The sequence below is a fragment of the Flavobacterium maritimum genome (assembly GCF_040049085.1).
Taxonomy (GTDB): Bacteria; Bacteroidota; Bacteroidia; order Flavobacteriales; family Flavobacteriaceae; genus Flavobacterium; species Flavobacterium maritimum.
In genome coordinates, this window is record NZ_JBDLZY010000003.1 from 228,803 (window position 1) to 249,801 (window position 20,999).

Genomic DNA, 20,999 nt, shown 5'->3' on the forward strand with positions numbered 1-20,999 from the left:
ATATTCATTTTAAGGTGTTTTTCACTATTTTAAAGCTTCATATAATATTCTCATAGGTGAAATGCTTTTCGGCTTGTAACGTTGCTCATTTGATGTCTACAGCTCGTTCCTGAGACTGAAATTAACGAGACCTCTTCTTTTGAACGAACGCAATCGCTCGGATAGGGGAAAAAAATAGTAAGAAGAACGATTTGCAATCCCCAAACAGCCAGTCTTTCGATTGTCGCTAATATTGTTTTTAAATCTTCAAACGCATTGTGATAATCGGTTTTAATCGATGTAAACGAATCAGTGGCCAGCACCAAATCATAACTGCCTTACTGTTGGGATTACTTATTGCTGTCCAGAAAAACAATTTCTTTGAATTGTTACAGCCAAGTTGATAATCGTTTTTTGTAAGATTCCGGGTCAGCTATACCATGGATTACTGATGTTCTCAAATGTTATAGTTTATTCTTGAAAAATACGACTATTAAAAATTTCTGGTAAAAAAACTTCACTAACTAATAATGCCTATTTCGGTAACAAAACAGAAATAATTATCATCTATTTTAATTAACTTTATATTGATTTTCAACCAAATACATCAGCATTATGAAAAAAGTAATTTTTCTTCTGGCAATTGTACTTATCTCGTTTTTTTCATGCAAAAAAGAAACTCCGGAAAAAGAGGAAGCAGTGATAGGCAAAAACAGTGTAAGCTGTGCGCCGCAAACCGTGGATGCCAAATGGTACACTTCTGATAATAAAGCGCCGTTATTCAAAGGAATGGATGTTATTGATTATAAGATAACTACCAAGAATACTGAAGCTCAAAAATATTTTAATCAGGGATTGGGGTTATCGTATGGTTTTAATCATGCCGAAGCGGCTCGTTCCTTTTACTATGCTACCAAGCTTGATCCTGAATGCGCCATGTGTTTTTGGGGATTAGCCTATGTTCTCGGCCCAAATTATAATGCAGGAATGGAGCCTGATAATTATGAAAGGGCATACAAAGCCATACAAACCGCATTAAAGTTAAGTGGTAAGGTTTCGGAAAGTGAAAAAGCCTTAATCAATGCATTGTCAAAAAGATACGTTGCAAAACCTGTGGAAGATCGAGGTAAATTGGATATAGCCTATTCGGATGACATGAAAGAAGTTAATGCAAAATTTCCCGATGACATCAATATCAATGCGTTGTATGTTGAATCTGTTATGGATTTACATCCGTGGGATTTGTACGAGAAAAACGGAACACCCAAACCTTGGACTCCCGAAATCGTCGCCTTACTTGAAAAAATATTGAAGAAAGATCCAAAACATATCGGTGCCAACCATTTTTACATTCATGCCATTGAAGCCTCCAATACCCCGCAGCGAGGCTATGCATCTGCTAAATTTTTTGATGATGGAAATGCCGCAGCCTTTGGGCATTTGGTTCATATGCCTTCCCATATTTATATCCGGACCGGTGACTATCGTAAAGGAACCATGGCCAATATAAATGCTGTAAAAGTTGATAGTAATTATGTTACCATGTGTCACGCTCAAGGTGCTTATCCACTGGCTTATTACCCACACAATTATCATTTTATGGCCGGAACGGCAACTTTGGAAGGCAACTCGAAATGGGCGATGATTGCAGCTAATGAAACGGCAAATCATGTGCATCCGAAAACAATGATTGAACCGGGCTGGGCAACACTTCAGCACTATTATGTGATTCCGTATTTTGTTGCTGTAAAATTCGGAAAATGGGATGACATCCTGAAAATGAAATTGGTTTCCGATACTTTAAAATATCCCAAAGCCGTGCAACATTATGCACGTGGAATGGCATATCTTGGTAAAAAAAATTACACAAAAGCTAAAGGGGAGTTTGTAAAGCTTGAAGTACTATCTTATGATAAATCATTGGAAAAAATGACAATTTGGGAAATCAATTCCATGCATTCCATTGTTGAAATTGCCACCAAAGTATTGAAAGCTGAAATTTTAGCCTCCGAAAGAAATTTCACCCAAAGCATTCTCCTGCTGCAGAAAGCCATTGTTATTGAAGACGGTTTAAACTACAATGAACCGCCGGACTGGTTTTTCTCGGTAAGGCACCATTTGGGAGCAATCCAAATTGAAAACGGAAGGTATGATGACGCCATTAAAACCTATAAAGAAGACTTAAAACGATTGCCGAATAACGGTTGGGCGCATCATGGATTGAAATTAGCTTATGAAAAACTCGACAACAAAGAAAAAGTGAAGGAAATGGATCAACTTATTGGCAAGAGCTGGGCGACAGCGGATATAAAAATCACTTCTTCAAGAATAAAATAACTTTCAAAAACAACCATCTGAAAGTTTTACTAAATATCCAAAAGACCCCGCCATACCGCAGCATCCGCTTGGGATATTAAGCATTTTCCGTGAAAGAAGCCGATGTGATGCGTCCTTCGTCTAGAAAAACTTACCGATACATTAGGCTTATAAAAACGAATTTCACTAATTTTCACGATTAGATTCGTGGAAATTAGTGAAATTCGTTTTGTTTTAAATTTTAATTAAACCTCAAAACCTAGTTTTTCTCTCACTCTATTCAGAACCCCATTAGCAACAACAGCTGCTTTTGCTGCACCGATTTTCAATAGCGCATCTACTTCCTGAAGGTTATTCATGTAGTAATTGTATTTTTCTCTTTCTGTTTTGAATTTCTCCGTAATCAATTCAAATAAGGCTTGTTTGGCGTGACCGTAACCGTAATTTCCGCCAAGATAATTGGCTTTCATAGTGGCGATTTGTTCTTCGGTTGCCAATAAGGAATATATGGCAAATGCATTGCAAGTATCCGGATTTTTTGGATCTTCCAATGGCGTGCTGTCGGTTTCTATGCTCATCACTTGTTTGCGCAAAGCTTTGTCATCCAAAAAGATATTGATAATGTTGTTGGCCGATTTACTCATTTTCCCCCCATTAGTACCCGGAATCAACATACTGTCTTCCTGTATTTTGGCTTCCGGAAGTACAAAAGTTTCTCCCATTTGATGGTTAAAACGGGAAGCAACATCACGTGTAATTTCTAAATGTTGCAATTGGTCTTTTCCAACTGGAACAAATTCAGCATCGTATAACAAAATATCGGCTGCCATCAACATCGGATATGAAAACAAACCAGCATTTACATCATCCAGTCTATCTGCTTTGTCTTTGAAAGAATGTGCTAAAGTCAAACGTTGAAAAGGGAAAAAGCAACTCAAATACCATGACAATTCTGCGGTTTGGGCCACATCAGACTGTCTGTAAAAAACTACTTTATCTACATTTAAACCACAAGCCAACCAAGCAGAAGCTGTACTGTAGGTATTTGCTCGAAGCGTTTCTCCGTTTTTTATCTGGGTTATGGAATGCAAATCGGCAATGAAAAGAAAGGATTCGTTTTCTGGATTATTTGATAATGCTATTGCGGGAATGATTGCGCCAAGTAAGTTTCCTAAATGTGGTGTTCCTGTACTTTGAACGCCCGTAAGTATTTTTGCCATTGTAAATTTTTCTGAATCGCAAAGTTCGCAAAGTTCATAGTGATTTTCACAAAGTTTGGAGTTTTTTTTCTTTGCTTTTTGAGCTGGAGTAAAATGCAGGTATAAAAAAAGTCTATTTCTAAAAATTCAAATGAATTCGCAAAAATAGACTTTAGTTAATTTTGAAGCTATTATTTTACTTCATAAACATTGTTTTCGGGTTTTAGATCAGCCATTAATTTGCTTGGGTCAATACTGATTTTTTTGATATCCTTTTTTGGTTTTGCAATAGAAAATTCAAAGCTAGGATATGCCCAGGCCCAGTTATTCAAAACTGTTCTTCTCACGGCAGGATTCGGGTTTTCTTTTTCGAAACTCATCATTCGCAAAGGAATATAGAAACTTTCTGTTGTTCCGTCTGTGTATTCTACCAGTAAATCGATTGGCATTGGCATTCTCCCGATTCTTTCTAAAGTAACAGTCGTTTTATCAGCATTTTCTTTTACCGATGCAATACCATAATCAATCGTGTTGGTAGTTTGGGTCCAATCGATTAAATACCAATCTAAATTCGCTCCAGAAACACGTTCAGCCGTTCTTTTGATATCATTTGGTGTCGGATGTTTGAATTGAAATTCCTGATAGTATCTTTTAAGGGTTTTCATCAGGTTTTCTTTCCCGATTAAATAGATTAATTGAGTCAGGAAAAGTTCTCCCTTGCTGTAGGAACTGATACTGTATACTCTGTTTTCATCAAAACGATCCGCATGCGTGCCTTGTGGTAATTCTTTTCCGGAACTTGCCATAGAGAAATAGCCTTTGTAAGCACCAGCAAACGGATTTTCTACTTTCTTTTCGGAGATTTCGTTAAGGCCGTAATCCTCAAGAAATGAAGTGAAACCTTCATCCATCCATCCGTGTTTTGATTCATTGGAAGCCAAAATATGCTGAAACCACGAATGAGCCATTTCATGAGCAGTGACACCAAGTAATCCTTCAAAATTGCCTTGACCCAAAATCAATGTACACATGGCATACTCCATTCCGCCATCACCACCTTGGATAACAGAATATTGTTTGTAAGGATAATCTCCAACAGCCTTGTTATAAACGGCCATTAACTCAGCTGTTTTTGACTGAAGGTTTTTCCAATTTTGAATGAACTTCGGGTTGTTTTTATACAAGAAATGCAAATCAACATTATTTGGACCTTTTACAACATCATGGATGTAGTCTTTATCGGCAGCCCAAGTAAAATCATGAACCATTGGCGCGTTAAAATGCCAGGTTAGTGTTTTCGTTTTCTTTGGATGAACTACTGTGATTCCGGCGTCCTGGTATCCGTAGCCAATCTCGTTTTTGTTTTGTAAATAACCAGTACCTCCTAAAACGTAAGCTGCGTCAATGGTAATATTTACATCAAAATTACCCCAAACTCCGTGAAATTCTCTGGCAATATAGGGATCTGCATGCCAGCCTTCAAAATCAAATTCGGCCAATTTTGGATACCATTGCGCCATCGATAATTCAACTCCTTCGGCATTATTTCTTCCGGAACGACGAATTTGTACAGGAACCTGGCCATTAAAATCTAAAGTGAAAGTAGTTTTTGACTTAGGAAGAATTGGCTTTGCCAAAGTTACTTCCAGAATAGTCCCAACTTCTTTTGCATTGGCAGCTACGCCATCTTGTTTGAAATTTGAGATCCTCAAATACCCAATTTCGTTTGGTTGTAAGTGTTTGATTCTACTTTCTTTAACTTCTTGATCACCAACTTTTATTTTGGTGACCATTCTTCCATCCGGATCTTTAATACTTTGAAGACGCGCATCCATCTCGCTTCCGGGTTGAAAAGCATTATTGAATAGATGGTAATAGACTTTTTTTAGAGTGTCAGGTGAATTATTGGTATAAACTAATTCTTGTTTTCCTTTGTATTGATAGGTTTTTACATCCATCGTTACATCCATTTTGTAATCGGCCTGTTGTTGCCAATAGGGTGTGTTTTGGGCCGATAGATTTCCAAGACTTATTGAAAAGAAAGATAATAAAAGGAGTTTTTTCATATGGTATTTAAATAAAATTGGAAGAGCTATAACCACTCTTCCAATAGGAGATTAACAATTTGCTGGATTTATTTCTTAGACATTTTTTCAGCCAACAACAGGGCATTGTACGCGTTGACCATTTTACCTGTTTTGGAAGTATTTGCAGCTGTAGCTTTTACATCTTTCTTTTCACCTAAAAGAACATTTTCAGGTAACGGTGTACCTGATTCCATTAAGATTTGTTTTACCTGTTTGGCGGATAATTTTGGGTAATAAGAACGAATTAATGCCGCAACCCCGGCTGCATTAGGCGCTGCCATAGAGGTTCCCTGTAAATATTTGTATTTGTTGTTAGGAATCGTTGCGTATATTTCATTACCAGGAGCAAAGACATCGACATTGAAAGTACCATAATTTGAAAATTCTGCAATAACCCCTTCTCCATAGGTATTATTCAAAGCCCCAATTGTGAGGACATTAGAGGCAAATTCTTTTTTATTGTCTTCTGAATCATTTGGGAAATTGGCATTTTCTGTTAGATCGACATTGTATCCATCATTTCCTGCGGCGTGTACAAATAATACGTCTTTTTTCTCTGCATATTTTATGGCATCATAAACCCATTGTTTGTGCGGAGAATAGCTTTTTCCAAAACTGCCATTGATTACTTTGGCCCCATTATCAACTGCATATCGTATAGCAAGTGCAATATCTTTGTCATATTCATCCCCATCAGGAACTGCTCTTACAGTCATGATTTCTACATTGCTGGCAACTCCGTCACCTCCAATATTGTTGTGTCTTACTTGAGCAATAATTCCGGCAACGTGGGTTCCGTGCAATGCTTCTTCTTTATCTGGGCCAAAGACAGTATTGTTTCCGTATTTGGTATCTTTTATATCATCCGGATTATCTCCCACTAATTTTCTGCCATCAAATTCTTTGTTCAGGTTGAAGTTCAGCTGATCATAGATGTATTTACGATATCCCTCGATCTCTTCATTGAAACCAGGTCCCGCATTCGTTAAGACCTGAGTCATAATCATTTTGTTTCGGCTCAATTCGGGATCAGTAGTAACAATTCCGTTCAAATCTTCAATGGTATAGACTTCTTTCTTTAGATAGGTTTGGATAGATTTATTAGTGTTTATCAGGAAATCTACTTGTTTTTTTCCTTCCAATGCTTTGCTGTATTTTTCCTCATATGCAACTGATGCTGCTTTATAGTTTGCGGAACCATCATCACCTTTTTTCAAGATTCGAGTCATTTCTAAAGTCTCATGAACTGCATCTCCAAGAAAATTCCAACCATGAATGTCGTCGATGTAACCGTTCTTATCGTCATCAATTCCGTTACCGGCTATTTCTTTAGTATTAGTCCATACTACTGATTTTAAATCTTCGTGTTCAATATCGACGCCGGAGTCAACGATTCCAACAATTACTTTTACTCCTTTTTTATCTTTGATTAATTCCGCATAAGCCTTATCAACGCTCATTCCAGGAATACTGTCTTTTTCTAAATCCAGATGAGACCATCTTTGTAATTCGGTTTCGCTAAGTTTTCCTTTTTTGGCAATATAGGTAACCGATGTTTGTGCATTTGCCGAAAGGCATAATGACAAAGCTGCAACTAGTGCAATAGAAGTTAAATTAATTTTTTTCATGGATTTATTTTTCGGTTTTTAATAATCAAGTTCAAAAATACTTTAAGGAAATTACATTTTACGCAATCATTAACTGTTTTTTAAGAGAAAAATGCTTCTGAAAATGATTTTTGTCATAAAAATAAAAAACGCAATATATTATCAGAAAAAACTGTAGGAAAATTGACTAATTTTCGTTTTCTTGTGGTGCCTTTAATTTAAAGCTATATTTTATGAAAATAAAATTACTCTTATTGCTGTTTTTAGCGAATTTATCAGTTTTTTCACAAACTCCAAATATTTCCATCATTTTCTACAAAGACTTTACTTACTTATTATCATTTTTCGAAAATGCTGTTAACCTATGCTGTAATTTGAAATGATAACCATTTGAACAATCACTAAGCCTTTATTTTACCTTTGAGAAATCCATACTATTAAAGAACCTAAATCTCTACCACATGAAAAAAAAATTACTATTATTTCTAATACTTTCATGCTTTCATATGAAAGCGCAATGCTGGAAAACAATAGCTTCCGGATATAATCACACTGTTGTCATAAAAACAGAAGGCACCTTATGGGCATGGGGAAATAATAGTGTTGGACAATTGGGTAATGGTACAACTACAAATAGAAATGTTCCCACAAATATAGGAACGGCTAGTGATTGGAAAACAGTGGCCATCGGAACCAATCATACGGTTGCCCTAAAAATGGATGGATCTTTGTGGGCTTGGGGAGATAACCAAACTGGAGAACTAGGTGATGGTACCACTATAAATAAAAACATTCCTGTACAGATAGGTACGGCAAAGGATTGGCAGATGGTGGCAGCAGGAAATCAGTATACAGTTGCCCTAAAAACAGATGGAACTTTGTGGGCTTGGGGGGATAATTATTTTGGAGAACTGGGTGATGGTACAAGCATAGGTAAAAAAATTCCTGTACAGATAGGAACGGCAAAGGATTGGCAAACGATAACAGTAGGCTATTATCATACAATTGGCGTGAGAACAGATGGTACATTATGGGCCTGGGGAGGAAATGACAGTGGGCAATTGGGAGATGGTACCACTACAAAAAGCTATACGCAAAAAAAAATAGGGACAGCAACCGATTGGAAAACAGTAACAGCAGGAGACAGTCATACTATTGCTATAAAAACAGACGGGACTTTATGGGCCTGGGGGAAAAATACTTATGGAGAATTGGGAAGCGGCACAACTACAGTCAGTTATATCCCTACAAAAATCGGAACATCAACGGATTGGAAAGACGTAAACTCAGAAGGAAGTCATACAATTGCTATAAAAACAGATGGGACTTTATGGGCCTGGGGAAACAATTTTTACGGAGAATTAGGAAATGGCACAACCATCAAAAGTCTTTTCCCTATACAAATCGGGTCGGCAAACAATTGGCAGGCGGTTAGTGCTGGTCGTGATCACACAGTTGCCCTAAAAACAGATGGGACTTTATGCACATGGGGGTACAATTCTTCAGGTCAATTGGGTGATGCTACAAATGCTGATAAAAATGTACCGACACTTATAGGCTGTCCAGGAGCATTTACAGTAACCACAGATCAAACCAACATAAGTTGCATAAACGATACTAGCGGTTCGGCATCGATAACATCGGTTTCTGGAGGTACAGCCCCGTATTCTTATCTTTGGTCAAATGGAGCTACAACAGCCTCAACCACAGGACTGAAAGCAGGTGATTATTCTTGTACGATTACAGATGCCGCTTCGTTATCAATCATTAAAATTGTTACTATTGCACCATCAACCCCTGTTGTTTTTGCAATAACAAGTATAAATACAAGCTGTAATGATGCTAATGATGGAAGTTTAACCATTACGGCAACTGGAGGAACAGCACCTTACCAATATTCAATTTTACCAAATTTTAGCTACCAAATTTCAAATGTATTTACTGGCTTATCAGCAGGAACTTATGTTGTAAATGTAAAAGACAATAACGGCTGTATCTCTTCAAATAATGTAGTTATTACAGCAAATAATACCCCGCCTCCAACTGCAGTTGCTCAGACGTTCAATACTAACGCAACAGTCAGCGGCTTACAGGCTGTCGGATCAAATATTCGATGGTATAATGACATTACTGGAGGAACAGTCTTAGATTTATCAGTTGCGCTGCAGATAGGTAAATATTATGTTTCGCAAACAATCAACGGTTGCGAAAGTTCAAGAACAGCAGTTGATGTGACAATTACACCTGTGTCAGCAAATGAGCAAATACCAACTAGTGGCCTACTTGCTTATTATCCTTTTAATGCAAATGCAAATGATAGCAGTGGTAATGGATCACATGGGGTTGCTGCGAATGTTACCCCAACATCAGATAGATTTGGAACGAGCAACAGCGCTTACTCTTTCAATGGAACAAGCAGTTACATAGAAGCAAATGTTCTTAACTATCCTTTAAAAGGAGAATCCCGCACAATCACTGGATGGTTCAAAGCTGATGCCCCAACTGTTTCAAAAGAATTTGACTTTGGCCTTTTAAATTATGGAAACATATCCGATCCAGATTATTGGTTTAAAATTAGTTTCTATAGCAAAGGCTATTTAGACATACAATTTGACGCTGAAACTTTTCAATCTCAAGAAAATTATTTTAACAATGAATGGACGTTTTTTGCGATGACCTTTGATGATACTAATAACACGTATTCATTATATATAAATGGAGTTTATAAAATGGGCGGAACTGCCAGTTTATATACAAATGGTTTTAATAATCTTTTTAGAATAGGACGAAATAAATTAAACAACTATTTTGAAGGTGATATTGATGATATCGGTATTTGGAATCGTGTACTTACGCAAGAAGAAATAAAAGGTTTATATAACCCTGCAAATAATGATATTTATACCTTAATTCCAGATCCAAATTTTGAGCAAAAATTAATTAATTTGGGAATTGAAAGCGGTAATACGGATGGAAAAATCTTGACATCCAAAATCAACACCTTAACACACTTAAACGTTAGTAATAGTTCCATTACAGATTTAACAGGAATACAAGATTTTGCGTTATTAACGGATTTATATTGTAATCAAAATCAATTGACAGCATTGAATATAAGCAAGAACACATTTTTAAAAACGTTAGATTGTAATAACAACAAAATTGAGGCTTTAGATGTGAGTAATAATATTGCTTTAGATAGTTTAAGTTGTTATACAAATCGATTAAGCGTTTTGGATGTAAAAACAAATAAGGCTTTAAAAAAATTAGATTGTGGCTCAAACCAAATCAGTTCTTTGGATGTTAGTACAAATACTGCTTTAACATTTTTGGGATGTAATACAAGTCTATTAACCGCTTTAGATGTAAGTAACAATACAGCTTTGAATTTGCTAGATTGTCGCGAAAATAAATTAACCTACTTGGATGTTTCTCAAATAACTGCTCTAACAGAGTTATATTGTCAGACTAATCAATTAACAAATTTGGATATAAGCAAAAATAAAGCTTTGGAATTTTTAAATTGTTCAAAAAATCAGTTAACCACTTTGGATGTCAGCGTAAATACAGCCTTAGTCGGTTTATATTCTAATTCTAATCAATTAAAGAATCTAAATTTGAAGAATGGAAACAATGTTAAATTTGGATATCTAAATCTTACAAACAACCCTAATTTAAGTTGTATTCAAGTAGACGATGTTGCTTATTCTAATGCAAATTGGTCTAGTAAAAAAGATTCTTTTGCTATTTATTCTCCTTATGACTGTTCTACTATTACAAAAATTCCTGATCCTAAATTTGAAGACAAACTAATAGCACTAGGCATAGATACCGATGGCAAAAACGGACTTGTAATAACTGCAAGTATATCAGTCGTAACAACATTAGAAGTATCCAATAGTTCTATTGCCGACTTAGCAGGAATCCAAAGCTTCAACGCTTTGACAACTTTAAATTGTTATGGAAATCAATTAACCTCTTTAGATCTAAGTAAAAACACAGCTTTGACTGCTTTAGGATGCACTGGAAATCAATTAATTAATTTAGATATAAGTGGATGCACATCCCTAACTCAATTGTTAGCTGATTCAAATCAGCTAACAACTTTAGATCTAAGTAAAAACTTTACTCTGGATCAATTATCATTAAATTCAAATAAATTGAAAACTTTGAATCTAAACAAAAATACAGTTTTAACAAATTTAAGTTGTAATTCAAATCAATTAACTGCTTTGGATGTCAGTCAAAATGCAGCATTGGTTTTTTTAAGTTGTACAAATAATTTAATAACTAGTTTAGATCTTAGCTACAATTATGAATTGCAGATATTCAACAGCAGTAATAATCTGCTAACTGAATTATATACTCCTAATAGTGATAAATTGGTAGCATTAACCTGCGAGAATAACTTATTGTCTACCTTAAATGTAAATAATAATACCGCTTTAGATCTTTTAGATTTCAGCGGAAATCAATTGAAGCTTTTAGATATTTCTAAACAGAAAGGTTTGACTCAATTATTTTGTGGTTCCAATCAATTAACTACATTAGATGTTAGTGAAAACACTCTTTTGACTGATTTTAATTGTTCTTCAAATCAATTGGTAAACTTGAATTTAAAAAACGGAAACAATACTAATTTGCATTCTTTTAATATCCATTTTAATAATAACCCAAATCTGAGCTGTATACAGGTAGATAATAAAATATATTCTGACACGAATTGGCTTGAATTCAAAGACGTTACAGCTAGCTATAACGGATATTGCGATTATTATACTTTAATTCCAGATTCAAATTTTGAACAAAAACTAATTGATTTGGGAATTGATACTGATGGCTTAAATGGAAAAATTACAGCTACGAACATAAGCGCAATTACCACTTTAGACCTTTCTAATAGCAATATTAAAGATTTAACCGGAATTGAAAACTTTACTGCATTAAACATTTTAGACTGCAGCAACAACCAGCTTACTACCTTAGATCTTTCTAAAAATACGAATCTTCAAATTCTATATGTTACAGGTAATCCACTTGTGTATTTAGATTTGAAAAATGGAAACAACCAAAACCTTATTGTGGCATTCCAAACAAGCAAAAAAACGACTAACACCTCAGGAACAAGCTTTTTAGGGATTACTACTTTGGGTTGTGTAAAAGTTGATAACGCCGCTTATTCAAACGCAAATTGGTCTAAAATTAAAGAAACAAATACTGTTTATTCTGAGACTTGTACCTTAGGTCTAGAAGATTCTGATTTTAATAAAGCTATTGTATATCCAAACCCTACAAAAGGGGTGATCAACATTCTAAATATTGCCTTAGAAAAAGCAACAGTTTATAATTCATTAGGGCAATTTGTAAAAACATTTACTTTAGATTCTATAAATACAAACAATACTATTAATTTATCAGATCTTCCGAAAGGAGTTTACTATATATACCTAATCAATCAGGATACAGCTTCTGCTAAAAAAGTTATAGTTGAATAATTATATTTTTAGTTAAGCTAAAACCCCATTTTCAAGCTAATGAAAATGGGGTTTTTTTTATATTGTGATGTAATTTAAAAAACTTCTTCACATGTAAAAACGTTTGCCAAACGAACCCCTTTTTCGGTATGCTGTACTGTTATGATTTCGTTATGTGCGTCGTGTTCCAGTAATAAATAGTAATTATTATCTGCAGCGGCGTTCATGAATTTTGTTTTTTCATCTAATGTCAAAAGTGGTCTGGTATCATAACCCATTACATAGGGGATTGGAACATGTCCGGCTGTTGCCAATAAATCGGCACAAAAAACGATCGTTTTGTCTTGGTATTGAATGTGTGGAATCATTTGTTTTTCGGTATGGCCGTCGACAAAGAAGATGCCAAAACCCAATTCAGATGTTGATAAAAAATCCCCTTCAGGTCGTTTGATAAAGTTAAGTTGCCCGCTTTCCTGCATCGGTAAAATGTTTTCGGAAAGGAAAGATGCTTTTTCCCTGGCGTTTGGTTTAGTGGCCCATTCCCAATGATTCTCATTAGACCAGAATTTGGCATTTTTAAAGGCTGGTTCATAACCAGTTTTGTCTGAATTCCATTGCACGCTCCCGCCACAATGGTCAAAATGCAAATGCGTCATAAAAACATCGGTAATATCATCGCGATGAAATCCATATTTTGCTAAGGATTTATCCATGGAATGCGTTCCCCAAAGCGAGTAATAGCCAAAAAATTTCTCCGATTGTTTGTTCCCCATTCCGGTATCAATCAAAATGAGTCGGTTGCCATCTTCAATCAATAAACAACGGGCGGCAATATCTATTAAATTGTTTTCATCGGCAGGATTGGTTTTGTTCCAGATAGTTTTGGGTACAACACCAAACATGGCACCGCCATCCAATTTAAAATTACCTGTTTCTATGGGATATAGTTTCATAAGTTGCTATTTTTTGTTTTTCTTGGGTTCTTTGTTATTGCTTCGCCTATTCGCAAAGCTCGAGTCGCATATCTTCATTGGTATTTGTAGCCAATTTCAGGTCATGCTCATTTCATGATTTTATAAAAAAAGTTGACACAAAGTTAAGTAATTCAAAGGCTTTTACTATTGGCAAATAGTTTTTTTCTATTTTAAGATTAGTTATATAAATGTTATCAATTATGGAAAAAGGTTTTTATGTACTATCTTTGTCGTTAATTTAGACAAAATCAATATAACAGTGAAATAAGCATTTCGGAATAGCAGATGTTTTAATCTTCTTTTTAGTGCCTTTCATATGACGTATAAAAAACAAATAATATAAACTCATGATAAAAGTTTCTGATACTGCCAAAAAGAAAATCATCGATTTGATGAAAGACGATGGTTTTGATGCTGCTGTCGACTATGTAAGAGTAGGGGTGAAAAGCGGCGGATGCTCTGGTTTATCTTATGATTTGAAGTTCGATAAAACAAAAGGTGAGGACGATAAGATCTTCATGGATAACGATATTACCATTGCGGTAGAAAAAAAGTCATTTCTATATTTAGCCGGAACAATCTTGGAATTTTCAGGCGGATTAAACGGAAAAGGATTTGTTTTCAATAATCCAAATGCAAGTAGAACTTGTGGTTGCGGGGAGAGTTTCTCTCTTTAAAATAATTAAATGATTGAAAATTTAAAGATTTAAAGATTTCAGAGGTGTTTTAATATTTTATTTAAATACTTCAATTTTTCAATCTTTCAATACTATAAAAAAATGTCAAAATATACTGAAGACGACTTAAAAATTGAACTCGAAACCAAGGAATACGAGTACGGATTTTATACTGATATAGACTCTGATACGTTTCCTGTTGGTTTAAACGAAGATATCGTTCGAGCGATTTCCCTTAGAAAAGAAGAACCACAATGGATGACCGACTGGCGCATTGAGGCTTTTCGTGCTTGGGAGCAAATGGAAGAGCCAGAATGGGCAAATGTTCATTATGACAAACCGGATTTTCAAGCTATTTCTTATTATTCTGCCCCAAAAAGCAAGGCGAAGTACGATAGCCTTGATGAAGTAGATCCTGAATTACTGGAAACTTTCAAAAAACTGGGAATTTCTCTTGACGAACAAAAAATGTTGTCCGGAGTTGCCATGGATATTGTTGTGGATTCTGTTTCGGTAGCAACTACATTCAAGAAAACATTAGGAGAGAAAGGGATTATTTTCTGTTCTATTTCTGAAGCAATCCGTGAATATCCGGATTTGGTTAAAAAATATTTAGGAACTGTAGTGCCACAGAAAGATAATTTTTATGCAGCCTTGAATTCAGCTGTTTTCTCTGATGGTTCGTTCTGTTATATTCCAAAAGGTGTTCGTTGTCCAATGGAATTATCAACATATTTCCGTATCAATCAAGCCGGAACTGGACAATTCGAAAGAACATTGGTTGTTGCAGATGAAGGAAGTTATGTTTCTTACTTAGAAGGTTGTACTGCGCCAAGTCGTGATGAAAATCAATTGCACGCTGCTGTAGTAGAATTGATAGCGATGGATGATGCCGAAATCAAATATTCAACTGTTCAAAACTGGTATCCAGGAAATAAAGAAGGAAAAGGTGGGGTTTTCAATTTTGTGACCAAAAGAGGTTTGTGTGAGAAAAACGCAAAAATTTCTTGGACACAAGTAGAGACAGGTTCTGCCGTTACTTGGAAATATCCTTCTTGCGTATTAAAAGGAGATAATTCAGTAGGAGAGTTTTATTCGATTGCTGTAACCAATAATTTCCAACAGGCCGATACAGGAACCAAAATGATTCATTTGGGTAAAAACACCAAATCAACCATTATTTCCAAAGGAATTTCTGCCGGAAAATCACAAAACAGTTACCGTGGTTTGGTACAAATCAGTGCCAGAGCAGATAATGCGCGAAACTTTTCACAATGTGATTCGCTCTTAATGGGGAACAATTGTGGGGCACATACTTTTCCATATATCGAAAGTAAAAATCCAACAGCCAAAATAGAGCATGAGGCAACAACCAGTAAGATTGGAGAAGACCAAGTTTTCTATTGTAACCAACGTGGAATTCCAACTGAAAAAGCTATTGCTTTAATCGTGAACGGTTTTAGTAAAGATGTATTGAATAAGTTGCCAATGGAATTTGCTGTTGAAGCACAAAAATTATTAGAAATTTCTCTTGAAGGATCAGTAGGTTAATCTTTTTAAGACTTTATAAAACAAAGAAACAAGATGTTATCAATTAAAAATTTACACGCCTCCATTGGAGACAAAGAAATATTAAAAGGAATAAACCTTGAAGTGAAAGCAGGAGAAATCCATGCGATAATGGGACCAAATGGTGCCGGAAAAAGTACTCTTTCTGCGATAATTGCAGGGAATGAAAATTACGAAGTGACCGAGGGAGAAATTCTTTTGGAAGGTGAAGACATCTCTGAATTGGCTCCGGAAGAAAGAGCACACAAAGGAGTTTTTCTTTCATTCCAATATCCGGTAGAGATTCCGGGTGTTTCAGTAACCAACTTTATGAGAACTGCGATTAACGAAACTCGTAAAGCAAACGGTTTAGAAGAAATGCCGGCTAACCAAATGCTGAAAGTAATTCGTGAGAAATCAGAATTATTGGAAATTGACAGAAAGTTTTTGTCGCGTTCTCTAAATGAAGGATTTTCTGGTGGGGAGAAGAAACGTAACGAGATTTTCCAAATGGCGATGTTAGAACCAAAATTGGCTATTTTGGATGAAACCGATTCTGGTTTGGATATTGATGCGCTTCGAATTGTAGCCAACGGTGTTAACAAGTTAAAAAGCGACAAAAACGCTATCATTGTTATCACTCACTACCAAAGGTTATTAGACTATATCGTTCCTGATTTTGTTCACGTTCTGTACAACGGAAAAATTGTAAAATCCGGAGGAAAAGAACTGGCTTACGAGTTGGAAGAAAAAGGATACGACTGGATTAAACAAGAACAAGAAGCGTAAAATTAGTTTGCAGTTTACAGTTTGCAGTTTGCAAAACTCATAACTTATAACTCATAACTTATAACTACCAAAAATGGAATTGAAAGAAAAATTACTATCGTCTTTTATGGCTTTTGAAGAGCGTATCGATGTTCAGACTGAACTTCATGATGTTCGAACAGCGGCCATAAAAAACTTTGAAAATAAAGGTTTTCCAACCAAAAAAGATGAAGCTTGGAAATATACTTCGCTAAATGCTATCTTAAAAAATGATTTTAGCGTATTCCCAAAAAATGAGCCAACGATCGAGTTCAAAGATGTAAAAAAATACTTTTTGCATGAAATTGATACCTACAAAGTAGTTTTTGTTGATGGTGTTTTTAGTTCGCATTTGTCCTCAACCACACACGATGGAATTGATGTTTGCTTAATGTCTTCGGCATTGAACAAACCTAAATACAAAATGGTGATTGACACTTATTTCAATAAAATTGCCAGTAAAGAGGAAAGTTTGACTTCTTTGAATACGGCTTTCGCCAATGAAGGAGCCTATATCAACATTCCTAAAAGCAAGGTAGCGGACAAACCTATTGAGATTATGTATTTTTCTACCGGGTCAGAAGCAGCTCTTTTGGTACAGCCAAGAAATTTGGTGATTGTAGGTGAGAATTCTCATGTTCAGATTATCGAAAGACACCAATGTTTGAATGACAATGCGGTTTTAACCAATTCTGTTACCGAGATTTTTGCTCAAAAACGTGCTATTGTTGATTATTATAAAATTCAAAACGACAGTCTTGAAGCCAATTTAATTGATAATACTTATGTTTCTCAAAAGCAAGAAAGTCATGTTTCGGTACATACCTTCTCTTTTGGAGGGAATTTGACCCGAAATAATTTGAATTTTTATCATTTTGGCGAAAGATTGACCAGTACTTTAAATGGGATAACTATAATTGGCGGAAAACAGCATGTTGATCACTATACTTTAGTGAAGCATTCGTCTCCAAACTGTGAAAGTTTCCAGGATTATAAAGGGATCTTTTCAGATCGTTCTACAGGTGTTTTCAACGGAAAAGTATATGTAGAGAAAGAAGCGCAAAAAACTAATGCATTTCAAAAAAGCAACAACATTCTATTGAGTGATAAGGCTACTATCAATGCAAAGCCGCAATTGGAAATTTTTGCCGATGATGTAAAATGTTCGCATGGTTGTACTGTTGGTCAGTTAGATGAAACTGCGATGTTCTACATGCAACAGCGCGGAATCCCTAAGAAAGAAGCCAAAGCTTTATTGATGTATGCGTTCTCGAATGCAGTTATCGAAAATATCAAAATACCAGAACTTAAAAAACGAATTACCACTATTATTGCCAATAAATTAGGCGTGAAATTGGGATTTGATTTGTAGTTAAGTTTTTAACCGCAAGGTTTCGTAAGATTTACGCAAAGGGCGCAAAGTTTGTTTCTGAACTTTGTGCCCTTTGTGGTTTTAGTTTGAGCTTCTACAGTTATTTTTTGATAGATGAAATAATCCCTCTCAATAATTCGTTGAAATTAATTGCAGGGTCTTCTTTTAAGCCCATTCGTACGATAACTAAATCTTGTGAAGGAATGATAAAAATCATTTGTCCCTGGAAACCGTTGCAGGAAAATAAATCCCTTGGAGCATCTTTATATCTTCCACTGGCGTTTAACCAAAAATGAGCGCCATATTGCCCGTTTGAGGTGTTGGTTGGTGTTGTGGTATATTTTACCCAACTTTCGTTCAGGATTTGCTCTCCATTCCAGTTGCCTTTGTGCAGGTATAGTAAACCAAATTTAGCCCAATCCCTGGTTGTGGCCCAGCCATAAGATGAACCCACATAATTACCTGCCATATCTGTTTCAATCAACATGGAGTTCATCCCAATTTTGTCAATCAGGTTTGTGTACCAAAAATCTAAATATTCCTGATGGGTTTTGAATTGTTTTCGCAAAATTCCGGAAAGAAGGTTGCTGGTTCCCGACGAGTAATTCCAATGGGTATTGGGTTTGAATATGGCCGGTTTTTCTAATTGGACCTTTGTCATGTCTTCTGCCTGAAAAAGCATTTCGGTGGCATCACAAATTCTATCGTACTTCTCCTCCCATTCCAAACCTGAATTCATGTGTAATAAATCATTTGTTGTAATGATTTTGCGCTCGTCATTTGCCCATTCCGGGATTGGAGCGGGTTTATAAATGTTAAACTTAGCTTGTTTTTCCAGAATTCCAAACATCGCACTGGTAATACTCTTAGTCATCGACCAGCCTAGAATTTTACTGTCTTTGTTGAAGCCGGTATCGTATTTTTCGGCTATGATTTTGTCTTTATAGATCACCAATAGAGAACGGGTTCTTTTTTTTATTTCACCTTTTTTGTCGAAAGCATTGGCTACAGCCGTATTCAATTTTTCATAGTCAATATTTGCAAAAACAGTTTCTTTGGGCTCGTTATTGCCATAAGGAAAAGGTAAACTATTGTTCAATTTTGTTCTTTTGGGAACCAAATAGGGTTTTGAAACATCAAAATCATCGTTGATTAGCGTTACGCCTAGGCCTTCGCGATAAATCGCTTTTCGTTCTTTCAGACCATAGACGGTTGCCGAAGCGAATTTTCCATCTTCATCAATTTTATTATCAGCCAAATCAATCAGATGCATATCATTATCTCCTTTTTCAACCATTTCCTGTGAACGATTGTCTATAAAATGGCCTGAAGCCAGACTTTTTGAAGAGAAACCAGAAATTAAATCTAGTTTGGGATAAGTGGTAAATCCAAAATAGGTCATGCCAATAAGAGCTGCTAAACCAAATATTTGAAGGAATTTTTTCATATGTTATTATTTGTTGTTTTCATGATTACTATGTGATTTTTATATCACAATTGGTTTTATGACTAATTTTAGATTGTTCTTTTTTTATAGCGCATTAATAGTAAGCAATTTAGTAAAAAAGAATTATAAACTTTCGTACAAGCAAGAAATTGAGATTCTTTATGTATTCGTACAAAACGCTAGGAATCTGAATTTCTTAGTGGTTTAATTTTTATTAACAAGTGTTTGCTAAAAATTAATTTCAATTTCACTACTTTTGTATTTAGAATTTTTCTAAATAAAGTAATGCTAGATATAAAAAAAATTAGATCAGATTTTCCAATTCTATCCCGAAGTGTAAATGGGAAGCCATTGGTTTATTTTGACAACGGAGCCACATCGCAAAAACCACAAGTGGTTATTGAAGCGATTTCAAAATATTATCAGGAAATTAATGCCAATATTCACCGCGGGGTTCATACTTTGAGCCAATTGGCAACAGAAGCTTATGAACTTTCCAGAAAAAAAGCTCAAAATCATATTAATGCTCAATTCGCTCATGAAGTGCTTTTTACTTCAGGAACAACACATGGTGTAAACCTGGTTGCGAACGGATTCGCTGCGATTTTAAAACCGGGTGATGAGGTTGTGGTTTCTGCATTGGAACACCACAGCAATATTGTGCCTTGGCAGATGCTGTGTGAGAAAACAGGAGCGGTCCTTAAAGTCATTCCGATGAATGAAAAAGGAGAGTTGATTATGGATGAATACGATAAATTAGTATCAGGCAGAACTAAAATCGTTACCGTAAATCATATTTCGAACGCTTTGGGAACAATCAATCCAATCAAATACATGATTGATAAAGCGCACGAATTTGGTGCAGCGGTTTTTATAGACGGTGCTCAGGCCGTTCCGCATTTAAAACCGGATGTTCAGGAATTGGATTGTGATTTTTATGCTTTTTCAGGTCATAAAATGTGTGGTCCAACGGGAACCGGGATTTTATATGGAAAAGAAGCATGGTTAAATAAATTACCGCCCTATCAAGGTGGAGGAGAAATGATCAAAGAAGTAACTTTTGAGAAAACTACTTATGCTGATTTACCTCATAAATTTGAAGCGGGAACTCCTGATATTGCGGGTGGAATCGTCTTGGGAACAGCTATTGATTACCTGAACGAAATTGGTTTTGAAAATATTCAGAAACAAGAATTGGAATTGCTGGAATATGCAACAAAACGTTTATTGGAAATTGAAGGGTTGAGAATTTTTGGTACATCGAAAGCAAAAACTTCGGTAATTTCGTTTAACATTGATGGGATTCATCCTTATGATGTTGGTGCTATCATTGATAAATTAGGAATAGCTGTACGAACAGGGCATCATTGTGCACAACCGATTATGAGTTTCTTTGAAATTCCTGGAACAATACGTGCTTCGTTTGCATTTTACAATACGAAAGAAGAAATTGACAGCATGGTAGAGGCTGTTAAAAAAGCTCAAATGATGTTGTCTTAAATCCAAACAATC

The 20,999-nt window shown here is 35.6% G+C and carries 12 protein-coding genes; 7 read left to right on the forward strand and 5 right to left on the reverse strand.

The window, feature by feature from the left end:
- The first annotated feature begins 594 nt into the window (after nucleotides 1-594).
- Nucleotides 595-2,316 carry a tetratricopeptide repeat protein gene (locus ABEB23_RS08300; protein ID WP_348812083.1) on the forward strand — a complete coding sequence of 574 codons (1,722 nt, stop codon included), beginning with the start codon at nucleotides 595-597 and terminating at the stop codon, nucleotides 2,314-2,316.
- A gap of 224 nt (nucleotides 2,317-2,540) precedes the next feature.
- Here the strand turns inward: ABEB23_RS08300 and trpS are convergent, their stop codons facing one another.
- From trpS to ABEB23_RS08315, 3 genes are all read right to left on the reverse strand, one after another.
- Nucleotides 2,541-3,515 (reverse strand): tryptophan--tRNA ligase, encoded by a 975-nt coding sequence (gene trpS / locus ABEB23_RS08305; protein WP_348812084.1) that lies wholly within the window; start codon nucleotides 3,513-3,515, stop codon nucleotides 2,541-2,543.
- Between the two features lie 170 nt (nucleotides 3,516-3,685).
- A complete protein-coding gene (locus tag ABEB23_RS08310; protein ID WP_348812085.1) occupies nucleotides 3,686-5,560 on the reverse strand; it encodes a M1 family metallopeptidase in 1,875 nt (624 codons plus the stop codon).
- A gap of 68 nt (nucleotides 5,561-5,628) precedes the next feature.
- Nucleotides 5,629-7,209: a S8 family peptidase gene (locus ABEB23_RS08315; protein ID WP_348812087.1), complete on the reverse strand. Its 1,581-nt coding sequence runs from the start codon at nucleotides 7,207-7,209 to the stop codon at nucleotides 5,629-5,631.
- Nucleotides 7,210-7,649: 440 nt separating this feature from the next.
- Between ABEB23_RS08315 and ABEB23_RS08320 the strand changes: the two genes are divergently transcribed.
- Entirely contained in the window at nucleotides 7,650-12,683 is a 5,034-nt protein-coding gene (locus ABEB23_RS08320) for an RCC1 domain-containing protein (RefSeq protein WP_348812088.1), read from the forward strand.
- Between the two features lie 74 nt (nucleotides 12,684-12,757).
- Here the strand turns inward: ABEB23_RS08320 and ABEB23_RS08325 are convergent, their stop codons facing one another.
- Complete coding sequence (locus tag ABEB23_RS08325) at nucleotides 12,758-13,615, reverse strand: MBL fold metallo-hydrolase (RefSeq protein WP_348812089.1); 858 nt, start codon at nucleotides 13,613-13,615, stop codon at nucleotides 12,758-12,760.
- 368 nt (nucleotides 13,616-13,983) lie between these two features.
- On the opposite strand from ABEB23_RS08325, the gene ABEB23_RS08330 reads away from it, so the two are divergent.
- The 4 genes from ABEB23_RS08330 to sufD all read left to right on the forward strand — a co-directional run bounded on the left by ABEB23_RS08330 (nucleotide 13,984) and on the right by sufD (nucleotide 18,040).
- On the forward strand, nucleotides 13,984-14,313 hold the full coding sequence (locus tag ABEB23_RS08330; protein ID WP_348812090.1) for a HesB/IscA family protein: 330 nt from the start codon (nucleotides 13,984-13,986) through the stop codon (nucleotides 14,311-14,313).
- A gap of 102 nt (nucleotides 14,314-14,415) precedes the next feature.
- Nucleotides 14,416-15,864, forward strand: coding sequence for a Fe-S cluster assembly protein SufB (gene sufB / locus ABEB23_RS08335; protein ID WP_348812092.1), 1,449 nt, complete (start codon nucleotides 14,416-14,418; stop codon nucleotides 15,862-15,864).
- Nucleotides 15,865-15,897: 33 nt separating this feature from the next.
- Nucleotides 15,898-16,650 (forward strand): Fe-S cluster assembly ATPase SufC, encoded by a 753-nt coding sequence (gene sufC / locus ABEB23_RS08340; RefSeq protein WP_348812093.1) that lies wholly within the window; start codon nucleotides 15,898-15,900, stop codon nucleotides 16,648-16,650.
- A 73-nt stretch (nucleotides 16,651-16,723) separates the two neighbouring features.
- A complete protein-coding gene (gene sufD, locus ABEB23_RS08345) occupies nucleotides 16,724-18,040 on the forward strand; it encodes a Fe-S cluster assembly protein SufD (RefSeq protein WP_348812094.1) in 1,317 nt (438 codons plus the stop codon).
- 100 nt (nucleotides 18,041-18,140) lie between these two features.
- Here sufD and ABEB23_RS08350 read toward each other — a convergent pair whose 3' ends face one another.
- Entirely contained in the window at nucleotides 18,141-19,487 is a 1,347-nt protein-coding gene (locus ABEB23_RS08350) for a serine hydrolase domain-containing protein (RefSeq protein WP_348812095.1), read from the reverse strand.
- A gap of 285 nt (nucleotides 19,488-19,772) precedes the next feature.
- Between ABEB23_RS08350 and ABEB23_RS08355 the strand changes: the two genes are divergently transcribed.
- A complete protein-coding gene (locus tag ABEB23_RS08355) occupies nucleotides 19,773-20,987 on the forward strand; it encodes an aminotransferase class V-fold PLP-dependent enzyme (protein ID WP_348812096.1) in 1,215 nt (404 codons plus the stop codon).
- Nucleotides 20,988-20,999 lie beyond the last annotated feature (12 nt).

Bases quoted from the DNA above. Each gene is read 5' to 3' on its own strand.
- ABEB23_RS08300 (WP_348812083.1), top strand. From the start codon at position 595: ATGAAAAAAGTAATTTTTCTTCTGGCAATTGTACTTATCTCGTTTTTT.
- trpS (WP_348812084.1), bottom strand. From the start codon at position 3,515: ATGGCAAAAATACTTACGGGCGTTCAAAGTACAGGAACACCACATTTA.
- sufC (WP_348812093.1), top strand. From the start codon at position 15,898: ATGTTATCAATTAAAAATTTACACGCCTCCATTGGAGACAAAGAAATA.
- sufD (WP_348812094.1), top strand. From the start codon at position 16,724: ATGGAATTGAAAGAAAAATTACTATCGTCTTTTATGGCTTTTGAAGAG.
- ABEB23_RS08310 (WP_348812085.1), bottom strand. From the start codon at position 5,560: ATGAAAAAACTCCTTTTATTATCTTTCTTTTCAATAAGTCTTGGAAAT.
- ABEB23_RS08315 (WP_348812087.1), bottom strand. From the start codon at position 7,209: ATGAAAAAAATTAATTTAACTTCTATTGCACTAGTTGCAGCTTTGTCA.
- ABEB23_RS08330 (WP_348812090.1), top strand. From the start codon at position 13,984: ATGATAAAAGTTTCTGATACTGCCAAAAAGAAAATCATCGATTTGATG.
- ABEB23_RS08355 (WP_348812096.1), top strand. From the start codon at position 19,773: ATGCTAGATATAAAAAAAATTAGATCAGATTTTCCAATTCTATCCCGA.
- sufB (WP_348812092.1), top strand. From the start codon at position 14,416: ATGTCAAAATATACTGAAGACGACTTAAAAATTGAACTCGAAACCAAG.
- ABEB23_RS08350 (WP_348812095.1), bottom strand. From the start codon at position 19,487: ATGAAAAAATTCCTTCAAATATTTGGTTTAGCAGCTCTTATTGGCATG.
- ABEB23_RS08325 (WP_348812089.1), bottom strand. From the start codon at position 13,615: ATGAAACTATATCCCATAGAAACAGGTAATTTTAAATTGGATGGCGGT.
- ABEB23_RS08320 (WP_348812088.1), top strand. From the start codon at position 7,650: ATGAAAAAAAAATTACTATTATTTCTAATACTTTCATGCTTTCATATG.